The organism is Pacificibacter maritimus, assembly GCF_003814915.1.
In the GTDB taxonomy this organism is placed as follows: domain Bacteria; phylum Pseudomonadota; class Alphaproteobacteria; order Rhodobacterales; family Rhodobacteraceae; genus Celeribacter; species Celeribacter maritimus.
This window is the reverse complement of record NZ_RKQK01000001.1, coordinates 906,668-924,474: the sequence shown is the minus strand read 5'-3', so window position 1 is coordinate 924,474 and position 17,807 is coordinate 906,668. Positions and strand designations below refer to the sequence as shown.

15 protein-coding genes and 1 pseudogene are annotated in these 17,807 nt (G+C 50.9%); 13 read left to right on the top strand and 3 right to left on the bottom strand.

Going from position 1 to position 17,807, the window contains the following annotated elements; genetic code table 11:
- Positions 1–232 precede the first annotated feature (232 nt).
- From hemA to ispG, 4 genes and pseudogenes are all read left to right on the top strand, one after another.
- A complete protein-coding gene (gene hemA, locus EDD53_RS04255; protein ID WP_123792395.1) occupies positions 233–1,456 on the top strand; it encodes a 5-aminolevulinate synthase in 1,224 nt (407 codons plus the stop codon).
- Positions 1,457–1,549: 93 nt separating this feature from the next.
- Positions 1,550–1,759 (top strand): annotated as a pseudogene (locus EDD53_RS15105) (helix-turn-helix domain-containing protein); the annotation flags it as partial.
- A gap of 111 nt (positions 1,760–1,870) precedes the next feature.
- Complete coding sequence (locus EDD53_RS04250; RefSeq protein ID WP_425464047.1) at positions 1,871–2,761, top strand: DUF4115 domain-containing protein; 891 nt, start codon at positions 1,871–1,873, stop codon at positions 2,759–2,761.
- A gap of 160 nt (positions 2,762–2,921) precedes the next feature.
- Positions 2,922–4,055: a flavodoxin-dependent (E)-4-hydroxy-3-methylbut-2-enyl-diphosphate synthase gene (ispG, locus tag EDD53_RS04245; protein ID WP_123791930.1), complete on the top strand. Its 1,134-nt coding sequence runs from the start codon at positions 2,922–2,924 to the stop codon at positions 4,053–4,055.
- 81 nt (positions 4,056–4,136) lie between these two features.
- Here the strand turns inward: ispG and EDD53_RS04240 are convergent, their stop codons facing one another.
- The gene (locus EDD53_RS04240) at positions 4,137–4,904 is read right to left on the bottom strand and encodes a DsbA family protein (RefSeq protein ID WP_123791929.1); all 768 of its coding nucleotides are present in this window, start codon (positions 4,902–4,904) and stop codon (positions 4,137–4,139) included.
- Positions 4,905–5,062: 158 nt separating this feature from the next.
- Here EDD53_RS04240 and EDD53_RS04235 point away from each other — a divergent pair, with 158 nt between their 5' ends.
- The 4 genes from EDD53_RS04235 to prfB all read left to right on the top strand — a co-directional run bounded on the left by EDD53_RS04235 (position 5,063) and on the right by prfB (position 11,598).
- Positions 5,063–6,208, top strand: a complete 1,146-nt coding sequence (locus EDD53_RS04235; RefSeq protein WP_123791928.1) for a pyridoxal phosphate-dependent aminotransferase — start codon at positions 5,063–5,065, stop codon at positions 6,206–6,208.
- Positions 6,209–6,301: 93 nt separating this feature from the next.
- Complete coding sequence (locus EDD53_RS04230; protein WP_246002202.1) at positions 6,302–7,618, top strand: N-acetylmuramoyl-L-alanine amidase; 1,317 nt, start codon at positions 6,302–6,304, stop codon at positions 7,616–7,618.
- Between the two features lie 186 nt (positions 7,619–7,804).
- Positions 7,805–10,315, top strand: coding sequence for a penicillin-binding protein 1A (locus tag EDD53_RS04225; RefSeq protein WP_123791927.1), 2,511 nt, complete (start codon positions 7,805–7,807; stop codon positions 10,313–10,315).
- Positions 10,316–10,473: 158 nt separating this feature from the next.
- Positions 10,474–11,598, top strand: coding sequence for a peptide chain release factor 2 (gene prfB, locus EDD53_RS04220; protein WP_123791926.1), 1,125 nt, complete (start codon positions 10,474–10,476; stop codon positions 11,596–11,598).
- A gap of 23 nt (positions 11,599–11,621) precedes the next feature.
- Here prfB and EDD53_RS04215 read toward each other — a convergent pair whose 3' ends face one another.
- On the bottom strand, positions 11,622–12,323 hold the full coding sequence (locus EDD53_RS04215; RefSeq protein ID WP_123791925.1) for a hypothetical protein: 702 nt from the start codon (positions 12,321–12,323) through the stop codon (positions 11,622–11,624).
- A 234-nt stretch (positions 12,324–12,557) separates the two neighbouring features.
- Between EDD53_RS04215 and EDD53_RS04210 the strand changes: the two genes are divergently transcribed.
- The 5 genes from EDD53_RS04210 (at position 12,558) to EDD53_RS04190 (ending at position 16,647) form a co-directional block, all read left to right on the top strand.
- The gene (locus tag EDD53_RS04210; RefSeq protein ID WP_123791924.1) at positions 12,558–12,992 is read left to right on the top strand and encodes a YeeE/YedE family protein; all 435 of its coding nucleotides are present in this window, start codon (positions 12,558–12,560) and stop codon (positions 12,990–12,992) included.
- Between the two features lies 1 nt (position 12,993).
- Positions 12,994–13,425: a DUF6691 family protein gene (locus EDD53_RS04205; protein WP_123791923.1), complete on the top strand. Its 432-nt coding sequence runs from the start codon at positions 12,994–12,996 to the stop codon at positions 13,423–13,425.
- 22 nt (positions 13,426–13,447) lie between these two features.
- Positions 13,448–14,338: an MBL fold metallo-hydrolase gene (locus EDD53_RS04200; RefSeq protein WP_123791922.1), complete on the top strand. Its 891-nt coding sequence runs from the start codon at positions 13,448–13,450 to the stop codon at positions 14,336–14,338.
- 70 nt (positions 14,339–14,408) lie between these two features.
- Entirely contained in the window at positions 14,409–14,825 is a 417-nt protein-coding gene (locus EDD53_RS04195; RefSeq protein ID WP_123791921.1) for a protein tyrosine phosphatase family protein, read from the top strand.
- 70 nt (positions 14,826–14,895) lie between these two features.
- Complete coding sequence (locus tag EDD53_RS04190; RefSeq protein WP_123791920.1) at positions 14,896–16,647, top strand: SulP family inorganic anion transporter; 1,752 nt, start codon at positions 14,896–14,898, stop codon at positions 16,645–16,647.
- A gap of 48 nt (positions 16,648–16,695) precedes the next feature.
- Here the strand turns inward: EDD53_RS04190 and EDD53_RS04185 are convergent, their stop codons facing one another.
- Positions 16,696–17,745 carry a TRAP transporter substrate-binding protein gene (locus EDD53_RS04185; RefSeq protein ID WP_123791919.1) on the bottom strand — a complete coding sequence of 350 codons (1,050 nt, stop codon included), beginning with the start codon at positions 17,743–17,745 and terminating at the stop codon, positions 16,696–16,698.
- Positions 17,746–17,807: the final 62 nt, after the last annotated feature.

Below are 17,807 nucleotides of genomic sequence, written 5' to 3'. Positions count from 1 at the left end.
AAGCCAACTTACCGCGCTTAAGTGCGGTGTCCAGTCGCGGGGGGGCACTTTGATATAGATCATATCGAAAGGTTTTTGGTACACGATAAACAGGCCAATATAATTGGCCGCTCAGAACAGTGGCTTAAATATATTGCGTTTTGCGACCTAATTTTGCAAATAGAGTACCTGTCACCCTGATTGGACCTATATAGTCCAGCAAGGTGTTGCGATACGAATGAGAGGACGACCCGTGAACTACAACGCACAGCTCGATAAAGCGCTTCAGAATCTGCATGATGAAGATCGCTACCGCACCTTTATCGACATCGAGCGCGAGCGCGGCAATTTCCCTCATGCCGTGTGGAATAAACCTGATGGATCCAAACAGCCTGTGACAGTTTGGTGTGGCAATGATTATTTGGGCATGGGGCAGCACCCTGTGGTTTTGGATGCGATGAAAGATGCGTTGGACGCTACGGGCGCGGGCTCTGGCGGCACACGCAATATATCAGGCACCACAGTTTACCATAAGCGTCTGGAAGCAGAACTGGCCGATTGGCACCAAAAGGAAGCAGCCTTGGTGTTTTCTTCTGCCTATATCGCCAATGACGCAACCCTTTCGACCCTGCCAAAACTTTTTCCAGGTTTGATTATCTATTCCGATGAATTGAACCACGCGTCTATGATCGAAGGTATTCGTCGCAATGGCGGTGCCAAACGTGTGTTCCGTCATAATGATGTCGAACACCTGCGCGCCCTGTTGGCAGCAGATGATCCCGCCGCGCCAAAGCTGATCGCCTTTGAATCGATTTACTCAATGGATGGCGATTTTGGCCCCATCCGCGAAATCTGTGACTTGGCTGATGAATTCAACGCCCTGACATATATCGACGAAGTGCATGCGGTCGGCATGTACGGCGAACGTGGGGCAGGGGTTGCCGAACGTGATGGTCTTTTGGCGCGCTTGGATATTGTCAATGGTACTCTTGGCAAGGCCGTTGGTGTGTTTGGCGGTTATATCGCAGCCTCAGCCAAAATGTGTGATGCCGTGCGTTCCTATGCGCCAGGCTTTATTTTTACGACGTCGATTCCCCCAACCGTTGCAGCGGGGGCTGCGGCCTCTATCGCGCATCTGAAGTCCGACACGGCTTTGCGTGCGCGTCATCAAACACAGGCGCAGATCTTAAAGCTACGCCTGAAAGGTCTGGGTTTGCCAATCATCGATCATGGTTCGCACATCGTGCCTTTGATTGTCGGCAATCCAAAACACACCAAATTGATGTCAGACATGTTGCTTGAAACCTATGATATATATGTGCAGCCGATCAATTACCCAACTGTGCCACGTGGCACAGAGCGGTTGCGCTTTACCCCTTCGCCAGTACACGGTCCACGCGAAATGGACGGACTGGTACAAGGCTTGGATGAATTGTGGTCCCATTGTGCGCTGAATCGTGCCGAATTGGCTGGTTAACCTTTATTCAAGCTGTCACGACCTAGTGACCATATGCTAATAAAAAGTTGACTGGCGATTGATTCGTCACAAAAAGATTTAGCGAATTGGGGAATGCGCATGTTGGGACGGTGGAAAAAGCCACCAGTCGAAGAGGAGCAGCAGCCACGTGGCTATGACGATTTCGAGCTGCGTCTCGGGGATGTCATGCGCGGGGAAAGAGCCACTCTTGGTAAATCCCTTTTAGATGTGCAACGCGAACTTAAGATTAAAGCGACCTATGTTGCTGCTATCGAAAACGCCGACCCATCCGTCTTTCAAACACAAGGTTTCATTGCTGGCTATGTGCGCTCATATGCGCGCTACCTAGAACTTGATCCTGATTGGGCCTTTCAAAGGTTCTGCGCCGAAAGCGGCTTTACTGTGGCGCATGGTATGTCGCCCAAAGCATCTTCTGCGCGCAAAGCGGCCACTGTCGCTGCAACCGGCGCAAAGATCGACCCTTTCGCAGACCCCAATGCAAGTTTTGTGCCCCGTGGCGAAAGCTTTTGGGCCAAAATCGAGCCAGGTGCGATTGGATCAACGGCTGTGCTGCTCGCGCTTGTTGGCGTGATTGGCTATGGTGGCTGGTCAGTCTTGCAAGAAATTCAAAAAGTTCAATTGGCGCCTGTTGATCAAGCGCCGGGTGTGGCCTCTGACACAACTGGATTGCCAAGCGATCCAGTGCTGACAGCTGGCCTTGATGAAGCCTCAGGTGTGATCGCACGCAGCCCGTCATCCGAAGCCCTTGATCGTTTGTATCGTCCGCAGGCTTTAGACACACCCGTTTTGGTACCGCGCGATGGACCTATCGCAACACTTGATCCACGTGCTTATGGCGCTTTGATTGATGAAAGCGCTGAAGATCGCCTAAACGCGACGTCACGACAATTGGCTGCTGTTATTGGCGGTGAGCTTGAAGGCGACGATGTTCAAGTGGTCGAAGAAGGCGCGCCTGAGTTGGCTCTTGTGGCTGTGCGCCCCTCTTGGGTTCGGGTGAGTTCCGCTGATGGATCTGTTTTGTTTGAAAAAATCCTCGATTCAGGTGAACGCTATGTTTTACCTGCGACAGAAGAAGCGCCTATGTTGCGCACAGGCAATGCAGGCGGCGTATACTTTGCCGTGAATGGACAAGCCTTTGGTCCTGCTGGTAAGTCTGGTTCTGTGGTTAAAAATATAGCCCTGACTGAAGTGAGCATTTCTGATGCTTTCGCCGCGGTGGACTTGGCCGCAGACGATCTTGTAGCGGATATGTTTAAAGTCGCGCAAAACACTGCTGCCAACTGAACATCAGGTCTTTTGAGGCACCAAAAGTCACGCAATATTTAACCCTTTTGATCTTGCTTGTGCGTCCGAGCGCAGTCTTTGCGCCTTTGGGCCATTGCCCCTTGGGCGCGAGACAACTATCAATAGCCCAAAGACGATCTTTGATCCGAAAGGTGCCCCAATGTCCCTGAATCATATCCGCCCTTGGCGCAATATCTACCGCCGTGAAAGTCGCCAGATTATGGTGGGCAACGTGCCTGTAGGGGGCGGTGCGCCTATTTCGGTTCAAACGATGACCAATACGGACAGTTCAGATGCGCGCGCCACTTTGGATCAGGTGATCCGTGCGGCCGATGCTGGTGCTGATATCGTACGCGTCTCTGCCCCCGATGAAGGTGCAACCCGCGCTTTGAAAGAAATCTGCCGTGAAAGCCCAGTGCCGATCGTGGCCGACATCCACTTTCACTATAAACGTGCGATTGAAGCCGCCGAAGCAGGCGCAGCCTGTTTGCGGATTAATCCCGGCAATATCGGTGATGAAAAGCGGGTAAAGGAAGTCATCAAAGCCGCGAAAGATTACGGGTGTTCCATTCGGATCGGCGTCAACGCGGGCTCTTTGGAAAAGCATCTGTTGGATAAATACGGCGAACCTTGCCCTGATGCCATGGTCGAAAGCGGCATGGATCATATCAAGATTTTGCAAGACAATGATTTCCATGAATTCAAGATCTCAGTCAAAGCCTCCGATGTCTTTATGGCCTCTGCGGCCTATCAACAATTGTCCGAAGCCACAGATGCGCCGATCCACTTGGGTATTACCGAAGCGGGCGGTCTAACATCGGGCACGATCAAATCTGCTATCGGCATGGGGCAGCTTTTGTGGGCGGGCATCGGCGATACCATCCGTGTATCTTTGTCTGCGGACCCCGTTGAAGAGGTCAAAGTCGGATATGAGATTTTGAAATCTCTAGGCCTGCGTCATCGCGGTGTTAATATCATTTCCTGCCCAAGCTGTGCGCGCCAAGGGTTTGACGTGATCAAGACGGTCGAGACCTTGGAAAAGCGCCTAGAGCATATCAAAACCCCCATGAGCCTGTCGATCATCGGCTGTGTTGTGAATGGTCCTGGCGAAGCTTTGATGACTGATGTCGGCTGGACTGGCGGCGGTGCAGGCGCTGGTATGGTGTATCTTGCGGGCAAACAATCGCACAAACATTCCAACGAAGATATGGTTGAACATATCGTCGAAGAGGTCGAGAAAAAGGCCGCAGAGATTGCTGCAAAAATGGCAGCAGATGAGGCCGCCGCCGAATAGGCTAAGGCGATCAGAGCACTATCGCAAACAAAAAACCCCGCAGAGTTTGCGGGGTTTTTTGTGTTTTAGCTGCTGACGGAATTAGCCCTTGGCACGTAATTCAGCAACAATTTCGACCATGCTGTCATAGGGAACGTAGCCACGAATAACTTCGCTTTGCATCACAAAAGCAGGGGTGCCGTTGATTTGCATCGCTTGGCCAAGAGCATGATTTTGCGCGATAATATTACTCACCTCATCCGTATTTATCCGCGCCATCACAGCATCCACATCTATATCGGTGCCGCGCAAAAGGCGCTTTAAACTGCCCTCAGTTACGTTGCTGCCCCCAGACATCAGGTTTTCATAAACATCGCTATAGGCTTCATCGCCAGCAACCAAATGCACAGCAATGGCAAAGCGCGATGCCAAAACGGAAGCCTCGCCAAGGATCGGGAATTCTTTCACGATCATTTTGATATTACCGTCATTTTTCAGCAATGCAGTCATATCTGGGTGGGCTTTTTTGCAATATCCGCAGCGGTAATCCAAAAACTCAACGATCGTGATGTCACCGTCTGGGTTGCCCAAAATCAAATCGTTGGGCGATGTAAACAGGGCCTCTGCATGGGATAAAATCAGATCACGATCAGATGCCTCTGCTTTTTCTGCATTGCGATCTTCCAGCACGGAAATGGCTTCCATCAGCACTTCGGGGTTGTCCAAAAGATAGGCCCGCACTTCAGCGCGAAAGGCCGCGCGGTCTTTGTCAGACATGTCTGTCAGGTCACTGGAATATGCTTCGCCCATCACGGTAAGGCTGACAAGCGCGGTGGCGCCGAGCGTTTTGAGGGTGGCTGATAGCGGCATCTGTGATCTCCAATGTAACTCGCTTTTAGGTCTATCACATTGATGCTGCGGGTCCAGTGAACAGTTTTGTGACAGGCGACTTTCAACACTGCGATTGCAGGATTGCGTTTTTGTCTCGGTGCTGGCATCCACAAAGAAAGCCAATCAAAGGATGCTCCATGAAAGTTTCAAACCGCAGCGCAGTTGATCCCTTTATCGTCATGGATGTTATGGAGGCAGCGCGCCGCGCAGAAGATCAAGGGCGACATATCATTCACATGGAAGTCGGCCAGCCGGCCACTGGTGCGCCCGAAAAAGCACGCCAAGCCTTAGCGCAGGCGATGGAGCAGGGGCCTTTGGGATATACTGTTGCTTTGGGCCTGCCTGAATTGCGTGCAGGAATCGCGGATTTGTACAAAGATTGGTACGGGATCGATCTGGATCCTGCGCGGGTCGTTGTGACATCGGGGTCATCAGGGGCATTCATTTTGGCTTTTACCGCGCTGTTCGATGCGGGGGACAAGGTCGGATTGGGCGAACCTGGCTATCCGTCCTATCGTCAAATTCTAAGCGCGCTTGATCTGAAACCTATTGGTATCCAGTCGCAGCTTGATAACCGCCTGCAACCCGTGGCCAGCGATTTGCCTGATGATATCAAAGGTTTGATTGTTGCCTCACCAGGTAATCCGTCTGGCACAATGTTGGATCGCACAGCGATGAAGGACTTGATTGATACCTGCGCTGCCAAAGATATTTCTTTTATTTCTGATGAAATTTACCATGGGATTCAATACGGTGCACGGGCGGTGTCTGCGTTGGAACTGTCTGATAATGTCTATGTGATCAATTCGTTTTCCAAGTATTTTTCCATGACAGGCTGGCGCGTGGGCTGGATGATTGTGCCCGAAGATCATGTGCGTGTTGTCGAACGTTTGGCGCAAAACCTGTTTATCTGCCCGCCCCATGCCGCGCAGATCGCTGCTCTTGGTGCGCTTGAGGCGCGCGATGAATGCGAAGCGCATTTGCAGGTCTATACCGAAAATCGCAGACTGATGATGGAAGGGCTGCCAAAGGCAGGCTTCACTAAAATTGCGCCCCCTGATGGCGCTTTCTATGTCTATGCGGATGTGTCTGATGTGACCGAGGACAGCAGAGCGTTCTGCGCCGAGATTTTAGATAAAGCGGGCGTTGCTGTGACGCCTGGTTTGGATTTCGATAAACACCGCGGCGCACAAACGATACGGTTTTCCTATGCGCGCTCAACGGCTGATATCACCGAAGGCCTTGAACGCTTGGCCCGATTTATGGCGCAACGTCAGGGCTAAATCACCCAAGGCACGTTTTGGTGGGTGGAATTCATGCTTTTTGCAGTCTAAACTGATCAAAAGGGCCAATCATAAGGCCTATATGAGGAAGATATGCAGTTTTTAACCCCTTGCCGTTGGGTCGTTGTCGCTATGCTCTGCGCGTTTTGTGCGCCGTCAGATGCACAGGCACCGCAAGCCACGCCAGAAACACCGATTGTGTTAGACCCAAGCGGCAACGCCGTCACAACTGCGCCAGGTCTGCCGCAAAACCAAGATCCTTTGGTGGGCTTGGCCAAAGTCGATGGGCAGACTTCGCGGGTGGTCAATCGCGGATCTGGGGCAACTCTATCTTTAAACCTGACCCAACCCATTCCATATCGCATTTTCACGCTCTCTGATCCCATGCGATTGGTGATCGACTTTTCCGAAGTGGATTGGACTGGATTCAATCCCATCGGATTTGATCAAGCCAGCCAAATCACTGCGGTGCGCGTTGGCGGTTTCCGTCCTGGTTGGTCAAGAATGGTGATGGATTTGGAAGCACCTTTGGCAGTTGAAACCGCACAGATGCTACGCACTGATCAAGGTGCGTCTTTGTTCGTTAGCTTAAATCCCATCCCCACCGAAGAATTCGACGCGGGCGCGGGTGTGCCGCCCATGGCAAGATTTCCCTTTGCTGGCAAACCCGCAGAATTAAATGCGGTGCCGCGGGTGCCGATCGGGTCAGGCCCGCTGCGCGTTGTGCTTGATCCTGGCCATGGCGGTATTGACCCTGGCGCTGAACGTGACGGCCAGCGCGAAGCGGATTTGATGCTGTCATTCGCGCAAGAGCTGCGCGATGTCTTGGTGCGTGCGGGAGGATTCGATGTGGTTTTAACCCGCAATGACGACTCATTTGTGCCCTTGGAATCGCGTATTTCAATTGCGCGCGCTGTTGCTGCCGATGTGTTTATTTCCCTTCATGCCGATGCTTTATCTGAAGGACATGCATCGGGTGCGACGATCTATACACTGGCAGATCGCGCTTCTGATGAAGCTTCTATTAAGCTGGCTGAGCGCCATGATCGTGCGGATTTGCTGGCAGGAATTGATTTAAGCGACCACGATGATGTGATCGCCTCTGTTTTGCTGGATATGGCGCGTACAGAAACCACGCCGCGCACTGAACGCTTGGCCGATGCCTTGGTGAAACGCTTGGGCATGTCGATCCAAATGCACAAAAGGCCACGCATGGAAGCTGGGTTTTCTGTGTTGAAATCCGCTGACGTGCCATCGGTTTTGCTTGAACTTGGCTTTTTATCCTCTGCGCAAGATCGTGCGAATTTGCTAAATTCTGATTGGCGCGCCAAGGCTGCTGTTGCCGTAAAAGACGCACTGATGGATTGGGTGAAGGTTGAACAAGAGGTGGCGCAAAGAGCCCGCCAATAGGGCCGCAAGCAGGCTTTGGTTCTGAAATAGCAAGCTTTCCGTGAAAATTCCCCCTGCGAGAGGCGCAATTTTGCTCACATTCACGCGGGTTCGTTTTGACCCGAACAGCGCGCCCGTATAAGTAGGGCGTGCAACGTATATATGCAGATGACTCGCATATGAATGACCTCGGGAAGGGCCTTCATTTTGACTCGCTTTATTTTTTCGTTTTTCGGGACGATATTTTCATGGGTGACGACGGCCGCACTTTTAGGTGCCGCCGTGCTTGGTGGCATCTTTTGGATGTATGGGCGCGACCTTCCTGATCACGAAGCCTTGGCCAGCTATACGCCGCCGACAATCAGTCGCATTTACTCTGGTGAAGGGCGTATCATTGATGAATTCGCCCGCGAGCGTCGTCTTTATACGCCTGCCAATGAAATTCCCGATTTGGTGAAATACGCCTTTATTTCTGTCGAAGATAAGAATTTCTATTCCCACAAAGGCTATGATCCTTTGGGGATCTTAAAGGCTGCGGTGCAATGTTTCCAAGGGGCGCGGTGTCGTGGTGCTTCGACCATCACTCAACAGGTGATGAAGAACTTTTTGCTGTCCTCAGACCGATCCGCAGAGCGAAAAATCAAAGAAATCATCTTGGCTGCGCGGTTGGAAAAGACCCTGTCAAAAGACGATATCTTGGCGCTTTATTTGAATGAAATCGATCTTGGTGCGCGTTCATTTGGTGTTACGGCTGCGGCTCAGACTTATTTCAACAAATCATTGAGCGAATTGACCATCGAAGAAGCCGCGTTTTTGGCCATTCATCCTAAGGCACCTTATTCATACCATCCCGTGAAAAACTATGACGCAGCCCTTGAGCGGCGCAATGATGTTGCTTTGCGTGAAATGTATGAAAATGGTCATATCTCGCGCGAACAATATGACGCGGCCGTCGCGACGCCGATCAAGTCGGTGCAAAACGGCGATTATGAAAGCTACCGCGGCGCCTTGCCGCCACGCGATTACTTTACCGATGAAATTCGTCGTCAATTGTCACAAGACTTTGGGCAAGATGAATTCTTTGAAGGTGGCCTGTCTATTCGCGCCACCATTGATCCTGAATTGCAAACCCAAGCCGCACATGCTTTGCAAAACCGTCTTGAAACTCTTGATCGCGGCTTAGGTGTCTGGCGCGGCACTGGGAAAACCATCGAGGTTTCAACACTCGATGACGACACTTGGAACACGGCTTTGGCCTCTATTTCTATCGCGCGTGATATTACGCTGGACGGCAAATGGTATGTCGGTGCTGTCAATGAAATTGGCAATGATGCCATGACCGTTATGGTCGAAGATCAAGGCGAAGTCTCTGTACCGCGCAAAGATATCGAATGGATGCGCGGATCTTTCACCGATAATTTCACCCGCGGTGATGTTGTGCACATTCGTCGCATGACCACAGGCGATAATGGCGAAGGTGATCTGATCCGTTGGACATTGCGTCAAGTCCCCCTTGTGCAGGGCGGCTTTATGGCGATGGACGTGAATACAGGTCGTGTCTTGGCGATGCAGGGCGGGTTTTCTTACCAGAACTCGGAACTCAACCGCGCGACCCAAGCCACGCGTCAACCCGGTTCATCCTTTAAGCCTTTTGTCTATGCAGCAGCACTGGATTCAGGGTTTTCGCCTGCGACCATCGTTGTGGATGCGCCGATTGAAATCAATACGCCCCAAGGCGTCTGGCGTCCTAAAAATGCATCCCGCAGGTTCTATGGCCCCACGCCTTTACGCACTGGGATCGAACAATCGCGCAACTTGATGACCATTCGTTTGGCGCAAGAAGTCGGTATGGATGTGGTTGCAGGCTATGCAGAACGCTTTGGGGTTTACGACCGCATGGGGCAATATTTGGCCTCCTCACTCGGAGCGGAAGAAACCACGTTGTTCAAGATGGTGGCGGCCTATGCGATGTTTGCCAATGGCGGTGAGCGTGTGGAGCCAACACTGGTTGACCGCGTGCAAGACCGTTGGGGGAAAACGATTTATCGCCACGATCAACGCATCTGTGAAGACTGTACCACTGCGGCACTTGCCGATGGGGTGGCCCCAACAATCATCACCAACCGCGAAAGGGTGATGAATGCGATTACGGCCTATCAGCTCACATCCATGATGCAAGGCGTGGTCAGCCGCGGCACAGCCAAAGGCAACGTTAATCTTTCTGTGCCTGTGGCCGGTAAAACAGGCACAACAAACGATGGCAAAGATGCTTGGTTTGTTGGCTTTACCTCTAATATTGTTGCGGGCTGTTACATCGGCTATGACACGCCAACGCCTATGGCTGGGGCCTCTGGCGGCGGATTTTGTGGTCCTGTGTTCAACGAATTTATGCAAAAAGCTGTGGCGAAATACGGTTCAGGTAAGTTTCGTGTGCCACCAGGTGGGCGCTTTATCAAGATCGATCGCCTGACGGGCGCGCGCTTGTCTGATGATGCGTCAGGACCGAATGTTGTGGCAGAATATTTCCGTAATGGCGAAGAGCCTGTATTTGGTTTGGCCTTTGATGGTGGCTTTGCCATGGGCGCAGACCTGCCGCTGTTTACATCCGATGCATCAAATTCAGGTGGCACGCGCGATGTTACTACAGGGTCGGGACAGGTGATCAAAGTGCCGCAAAAAGCGACGATCAATTCCCTATCTTCAGGTGGACTTTACTAGCAATTTCTGCGCCCTTTCGAGGGCGCAGTTTGTGTTTTGTCGGGGCGCCTTTGCACGCAATTGTCCCAAGTCCCTTGTGTCTTTGGACTGGCACTCGTAAATGTACCCATCAAGATTGATACGGCCCAAACGGGCCAATTATAATAAGGTAGATGCCCGTGCGCGCCGAGATTCAAAATTCCGTGACGAAGATTGAAAAATCCATCGAATTGCTAAAGCAGCGTCTCGATTGGGAAACTGCGCCGCATCGCCTTGAAGAATTTGGCGCGATGATCGAAGATCCGACACTTTGGGATGACCCTGAGCGCGCGCAAAAACTCATGCGGGAACGTCAGACTTTGATGGATGCTGTGGATCTGGCCAAAAGCATTGCCCAAGAGTTGCAAGACAATATCGATATGATTGAGCTTGGCGAAATGGAAGACGACCAAGAAGTCGTCGGCGAAGCTGAGCAGGCAATTTTGGCGCTAGAAACAAAAGCGGCTGAGAAAGAGCTAGAAGCTCTGCTTGACGGCGAAGCAGATGGCAATGACACATTCTTGGAAATCAATTCAGGGGCAGGGGGCACAGAATCCTGTGACTGGGCCGCTATGTTGGCACGCATGTATGTGCGTTGGGCCGAGAAAAAAGGCTACAAGGTTGAATTGCAATCTGAATCAGCGGGCGAAGAAGCGGGTATTAAATCTGCCGCCTATAAAATTTCAGGTCACAACGCCTACGGCTGGTTGAAATCCGAAAGCGGCGTGCACCGCCTTGTGCGCATTTCTCCGTTCGATTCAGCAGCCAAACGCCACACCTCTTTTACTTCGGTCAAAGTTTACCCCGTGGTGGATGACAATATCGAGATCGAAGTGAACCCATCTGACATTCGCATTGATACCTATCGGTCTTCGGGGGCTGGTGGTCAGCACGTGAACACCACGGATTCTGCTGTGCGGATTACCCACGCGCCCACAGGCATCGTTGTGACATCTTCTGAGAAGTCGCAGCACCAAAACCGCGACATCGCGATGAAAGCCTTGAAATCGCGCTTGTATCAGATCGAATTGGATAAACGCTCTGCCATGGTCAATGAAGTGCATGAAAACGCTGGTGATGCGGGCTGGGGCAACCAAATCCGGTCCTATGTTTTGCAGCCCTATCAAATGGTCAAAGACCTGCGCACAAACTTTGAGACGTCCGATACCAAAGGCGTTTTGGACGGCGATTTGGATGGTCTTATGGCGGCCACTTTGGCACAAAACGTGTCAGGAAAATCCCGTGCGGATGCGCAGGGCGAGTAAGCTCTCTTTTGGTTTTGATCGGCCTACTGCCAGTAACTTAGAACGACCACAATCAATACACCGGTGATCTGTGGGGACGCTGTGATCAGGGCGTGACCAGACCACGGATGACTGGTTTTCTGCGCAATTGGGCGCACGAGCGTGCCCATGAATATTGCGATGAACAGAACCTGTGTCATGGACGTTCTGCCTGCTTTTAGGTCCACAAGGTTTCCGACGATCAAGGCGATGACCAATAAAGGCCACAAAAAGGGAAAAACGCGCGCCCATGGTTTTTGTCTGTCAAAGCGTTCAAAATTCCAATTGTCGCTTTTGGATAATGGCGTTCGGCGCTGCAGACAGGCCATGGCGATCCCAAAAAGAATACCTGTAAGCCCCCACTGAATGAACAAAGGTGTCAGTGACTCTGGGCCAGACAGGTTCCATATGACATTCAGCAAAGACCAAAAATATCCCAAGTTAAACGCGTAGAGCCAAAAGTAGGGATTTCGTATGCCAGCGCGTGGATCGTTCGAAAATACGGCATAGCTGGCTTCAACAAAAGGTAAGCCGAGTAAGACAGTTGCGACAGCTAAGAGTACCTTAAACCACAAAAGCTCGGGCATATCTGGAGAGTAGTAGCCGTGCAATACTAAGGTAAAGAGCCCCAGAAAGCCTGCCAAGACAAAAGTCAGCGCAATCGGGTGGTTTTGAAAATGGATCTGAACTCTCTTGAGAGCGGTCAAGGAAAGCACCTATTAAAATTCTAATCGTAACATCTTACGTTCTACCATAGGGAGAATTCCCTACTCAAGTACTGTTTGCAGGCCCTTGTTCCGCATAGCGGACATGAAGAAAACTGCATTCATATTCCACTTTCTCGATCTTATGTGACAAACTCACGGACGAGGCCCGTCACATCGCGTAGACAGGGCTCAAATACGGCGCGGCACAATGCGCTTATGATAAGGAAACGCAAAATGATTACGGAATTCACGCCTTGGGCGTCCTTGATTGGCGGGTTGCTGATCGGCCTTTCGGCGGTATTGCTCATGGCCTTTCAAGGCCGCATTTTTGGCGCCACTGGTATCTTAGCAGGCTTCTTGCAGCCTTCCTCATCACGCGATTGGGCATGGCGCGCCGCCTTACTTGCGGGCATGGTTACGGCTCCCGTTGTGCTTTTGCTGGTGACAGGGTCCATGCCTGCAATTGATGTACCTGTGAGCAGGCTCGCGCTTGTCATTGGCGGATTCATTGTGGGGATTGGCGTCACCTTTGGGTCTGGATGTACCTCTGGACATGGCGTGTGTGGGATGGCGCGTTTAAGTCCGCGGTCCATTGCTGCGACCATCACATTTATGATCTCAACAGGGATCACAGTTTACATCATTCGTCATATCTTGGGAGGCATCTAAGATGAAACATCTTGTCACCTATCTTATCGGTCTCATCTTTGGTTTGGGTATCTCTATCGGTGGTATGGCCAACCCTGCCAAAGTTGTGAATTTCTTTGATGTTGCAGGCACTTGGGATCCGTCGCTAATCTTTGTGATGGGCGGTGCCTTGGTCACAACTTTTATCGGCTACCGTTTTGTATTTGGCCGTTGGACGGCGCCTGCATTTGGTGAAACATTCAGCCTGCCGACCAATCGCAAACTTGATAAACGTCTCATTGGTGGCGCGGCTGTATTTGGTGTGGGTTGGGGGATCGCTGGATTTTGTCCTGGTGGTGCGCTTCCCGCTTTGGGCACGGGCAGTTTTGATGTCATCATTTTTTGCATCGCTTTGATCGCGGGCATTCTGGCTGCAAAGTTTTTAAGCACCAAATCGGCTAAAAGTGCCGCATAAGTTTTCGAATGAGGAATTTCCTATGACACAGTCTTACCCAATCGATATGTCCTCCAAACCTGAGGTGAAAGCTTTCTTTGATGAGGCGACTTGGACCATTTCCTATGTGGTCAAAGATCCCAATTCATCGGCCTGTGCTGTGGTCGATAGCGTGATGGATATTGATTATGCAGCGGGGCGCATTTCATATGACAGCGCTGATGAAATTATCGACTACATCAAAGAGCAAGGTCTGACAGTTGAATGGCTGCTGGAAACGCATGTGCACGCTGATCACCTGTCTGGCGCGCCCTATCTGCAAAGCAAATTAGGGGGCAAAATTGGCATCGGTGAAAACATCACGATGGTGCAAGATGTCTTCGGTAAGATCTTTAACGAGGGCACTGAATTTCAACGAGATGGATCTCAGTTCGATCGTCTATTCAAAGATGGTGACACCTACAAAATTGGCGAACTTGAATGTTTCACAATGCATACCCCTGGTCATACGCCCGCTTGTATGACCCATACGATGGGCAATGCGACCTTTACAGGCGACACATTGTTCATGCCTGATGGTGGGTCTGCGCGTGCAGATTTTCCAGGTGGTGATGCGGCAACTTTATATGACAGTATTCAAAAGGTACTGGCCTTGCCCGAAGATATGCGTTTGTTCATGTGCCATGACTACGGGCCAAACGGTCGCGATATCGCTTGGGAAACCACTGTTGGCGATGAAAAATTGCACAACATTCATGTGGGGGCAGGCAAGTCAAAAGAGGATTTTGTCAAATTCCGCGAAGAGCGTGATGCACAATTGGCCATGCCGCGCCTTATAATTCCATCTTTGCAAGTGAATATGCGTGCTGGGGAATTGCCCCCAGAGGATAAGGATGGCAAAACTTTCCTTAAGGTACCGATAAACGGACTGTGATCTGTTGGACGCCTGCTATCTCGTCACAACGATATAGCAGTGTCACAAAATCAATAAGGAAACATGCGTCATGGACTTCAATAAAATTAACGACCAGCTGACTGTAAGTGGGCAAATCCTGCCAAGTGAAGTCACTATTTTGGCGAAAAAAGGATTCAAAACGCTGATCTGCAATCGCCCAGATGAAGAAGTCGAAGCGGCGCTTCAATCCGTCGAGATTGAAAAAGCGGCTCAGTCAGCAGGTTTGAATTTTGTCTATCTGCCGATTTACCCAGGTCAGTTTACAGAAGTCGAAATTTCACAATTGTCTTCGGCCATAGAGAATCTTGATGGACCAATCTATGCATACTGCCGCTCAGGCACACGGTCGTGCACGTTATGGGCCTTGACGCAGGCTGGCATTTTAGATGCCGAGGATATCATCGCGCAAGCCGCGAATGGTGGTTATGATTTACGCGGTATGGCCGCATATCTCGCTGGAAAATAACTGAGGCTTTAAAACAGTTTAGGCCAAAGACTTTTCCGCGACTTGGAACCTGTAAGAGAAAGGGTTGCCTATGTCTTTGTCCCTACAACGGTTGAAACGCTATGTGCCGATTTTGGACTGGGGGGCGCGGTATAACCGCGACACTTTCACCAATGACGGCATCGCGGCGGTGATCGTGACGATCATGTTGATACCGCAGTCATTGGCCTATGCGCTTTTGGCGGGATTGCCGGCACAGATGGGTCTCTACGCATCCATCCTGCCTCTTGTGGCCTATGCTATTTTTGGCACTTCGCGCGCATTGGCCGTTGGGCCTGTGGCCGTGGTGTCCTTGATGACGGCTGCTGCTGTTGGCGATATGTCACTGCAAGGGACGGCTGAATATGCTTTGGCTGCCATTACTTTGGCATTCTTATCTGGGCTTATTTTGCTTGCAATGGGCATTTTCCGCCTCGGTTTTCTCGCGAACTTTCTCAGCCATCCTGTGATTGCAGGCTTCATCACTGCCTCTGGAATTTTGATTGCCGTATCGCAATTAAAGCATATCTTGGGTGTGGATGCCTCTGGTCATACTTTGTTCGAAACTGTGCTGTCCTTGCTTGGCAAGCTTGGCACAATAAATGTCATCACGCTTGCGCTTGGGATTACTGCAACGGGATTCTTATTTTGGGTTCGCAAAGGTTTGAAGCCTTTCATGATCGCCAGAGGTTTTTCTGTACGGACGGCGGAGATCGCGACAAAAGCAGGCCCCGTTGCGGCTGTTGTGGTCACGACCTTACTGTCCTTCGCTTTTAATTTATCGGAGCACGGGGTCCAGATCGTAGGGGATGTGCCGCGTGGCCTTCCTCCGCTTACTGTACCTGTGTTCTCTGGCGAACTGTGGTCGCAATTATTTGGCGCTGCCGTTTTGATTTCCATCATTGGATTTGTTGAATCTGTCTCCGTTGCACAAACTTTGGCGGCCAAGCGGCGTCAAAGGATTGCGCCAGATCAAGAATTGATTGGTCTTGGCGCATCCAATATAGCGGCTGCGATTTCGGGCGGTTATCCTGTGACGGGTGGTTTTGCACGGTCTGTTGTAAACTTTGATGCAGGTGCTGAAACGCCTGCGGCGGGTGCTTTTACGGCCATTGGCATCGGACTTGCCGCGCTTTTCTTAACGCCGCTTTTGTATTTTTTGCCCATCGCAACTTTGGCGGCTACGATTATTGTTGCCGTCCTCTCTTTGGTTGATTTTACGATTTTGCGCGGTACTTGGGAGTATAGCAAAGCTGACTTTGTTGCGGTTTTGGCGACCATCCTGCTGACCCTCGGGTTTGGCGTTGAAACGGGGGTTTCAGCGGGGGTGATTTTGTCAATAGGATTGCATCTGTACAAAACATCGCGTCCTCATATCGCTGAAGTTGGTTTGATTGCGGGCACTGAACATTTTCGCAATATCAAACGTCATGAGGTTCAAACAGCCTCCCATGTGGTGACCATTCGCGTGGACGAAAGCCTGTACTTTGCCAATGCACGATTTTTAGAAGATTACATTTATGACCGTGTCGCGGGCTGCAATAAAACCAAACATGTGGTTTTGATGTGTCCTGCCGTGAATGAAATTGATCATTCTGGGCTGGAAAGCTTAGAAGCGATTAATCTACACTTAAAGGATCAGGGGATCACTCTACACCTGTCCGAAGTGAAGGGGCCTATTATGGATCGGTTGAAAAAATCTCATTTTTTGCAGGCTTTAACGGGACAGGTGTTCATGTCGCAATTTGCTGCAATCCAAGCGCTGGGGGCAAGTGTAGACCTGCCACCAGATACACAATCATAGGCTGGAAAGCATGGCCCAGATTTATAGTATCTGGGCCGATGCTTGCCTTTATGAAGGATTATCAATCGCGGTTTCACGAATTACCTCACGCGCATAATCCAGAAGTCCCCAACCTTCGATCCCTGAAATAGCGGCCTCATCTGCCCAAGTGATCTGTACGGGGGTTGTTGCGGATTTCCATTTGGCAATGTCGCTTGTGGGGATGGTGTAAATTGGATTACCCGTTTCAACGGCCAATGCGCGTCCTGCTGCATCACCTTTTTGCAACTCGGTTGCCGCTAAACGCGATAGGGCCATACCTGATTGCGCATCTAAAATCGCTTTCAAATCATCGGGCATTGCATCGTATTTTGCTTTGTTCATGACAACGACCAGTGTTGCGGTATAAAATGATTCATTGCCTTCGAATTCGGTATGGTGCCCCACGTTTTCGACAATGCCTTTGGTTGTGCGGACCTGCTCCCATGGGGTGACTGTGCCATTGATCGTGCCGTCTGACAGCCCCTTGCCAGTCAGGGGGAGTGGCATGCTGACGGCATTTGCCCCCAATTCAGTCAAGAGGTTTCCAATGATCCGCGTCGGGGCTCGCAGATCTTTGCCCGCGATGTCATCGAGTGATGTCACAGGATCTTTGGTATGGATCTGTCCTGGACTATGCACAAACCCTGCCAGCACATGCATTGTACTGTATTCATTGTTTTGAAAATCTTCTTCGATCAGTTGTTGAAATGCCAATGATGTCGCAACAGTGCCTTGCATCATAAAGGGCAATTCGAAGACTTCGGATCGGATAAATCGACCTGGGGTATAGCCTGTCAAAGACATGGCGATGTCGACTGTGCCATCTTCTGCGAGACCGATCAATTGCGCAGGATTGCCCGCAGCCGCGCTACCTGAACTCATTTCGATTTTGATGCGTCCATCCGAGGCAGCTTCAACGTTTTCAATCCAAGGGGTAAATACGTTTTTCGCCAGGATTGACCCATCAGGTTGGAATTGATGGAACGATAGGGTGACCTCTTGCGCGTTTAGGGTTACGGGCGCGCCCAGTGCGATGGTCATTGCGGCCGTTGTGTAGATTTTTGAGAGTAAATTCATGAAATCCTCGGGTTATTGATCAAAATGTGAGCTGGATTTGACGGAACAAGGCTTAATACTTG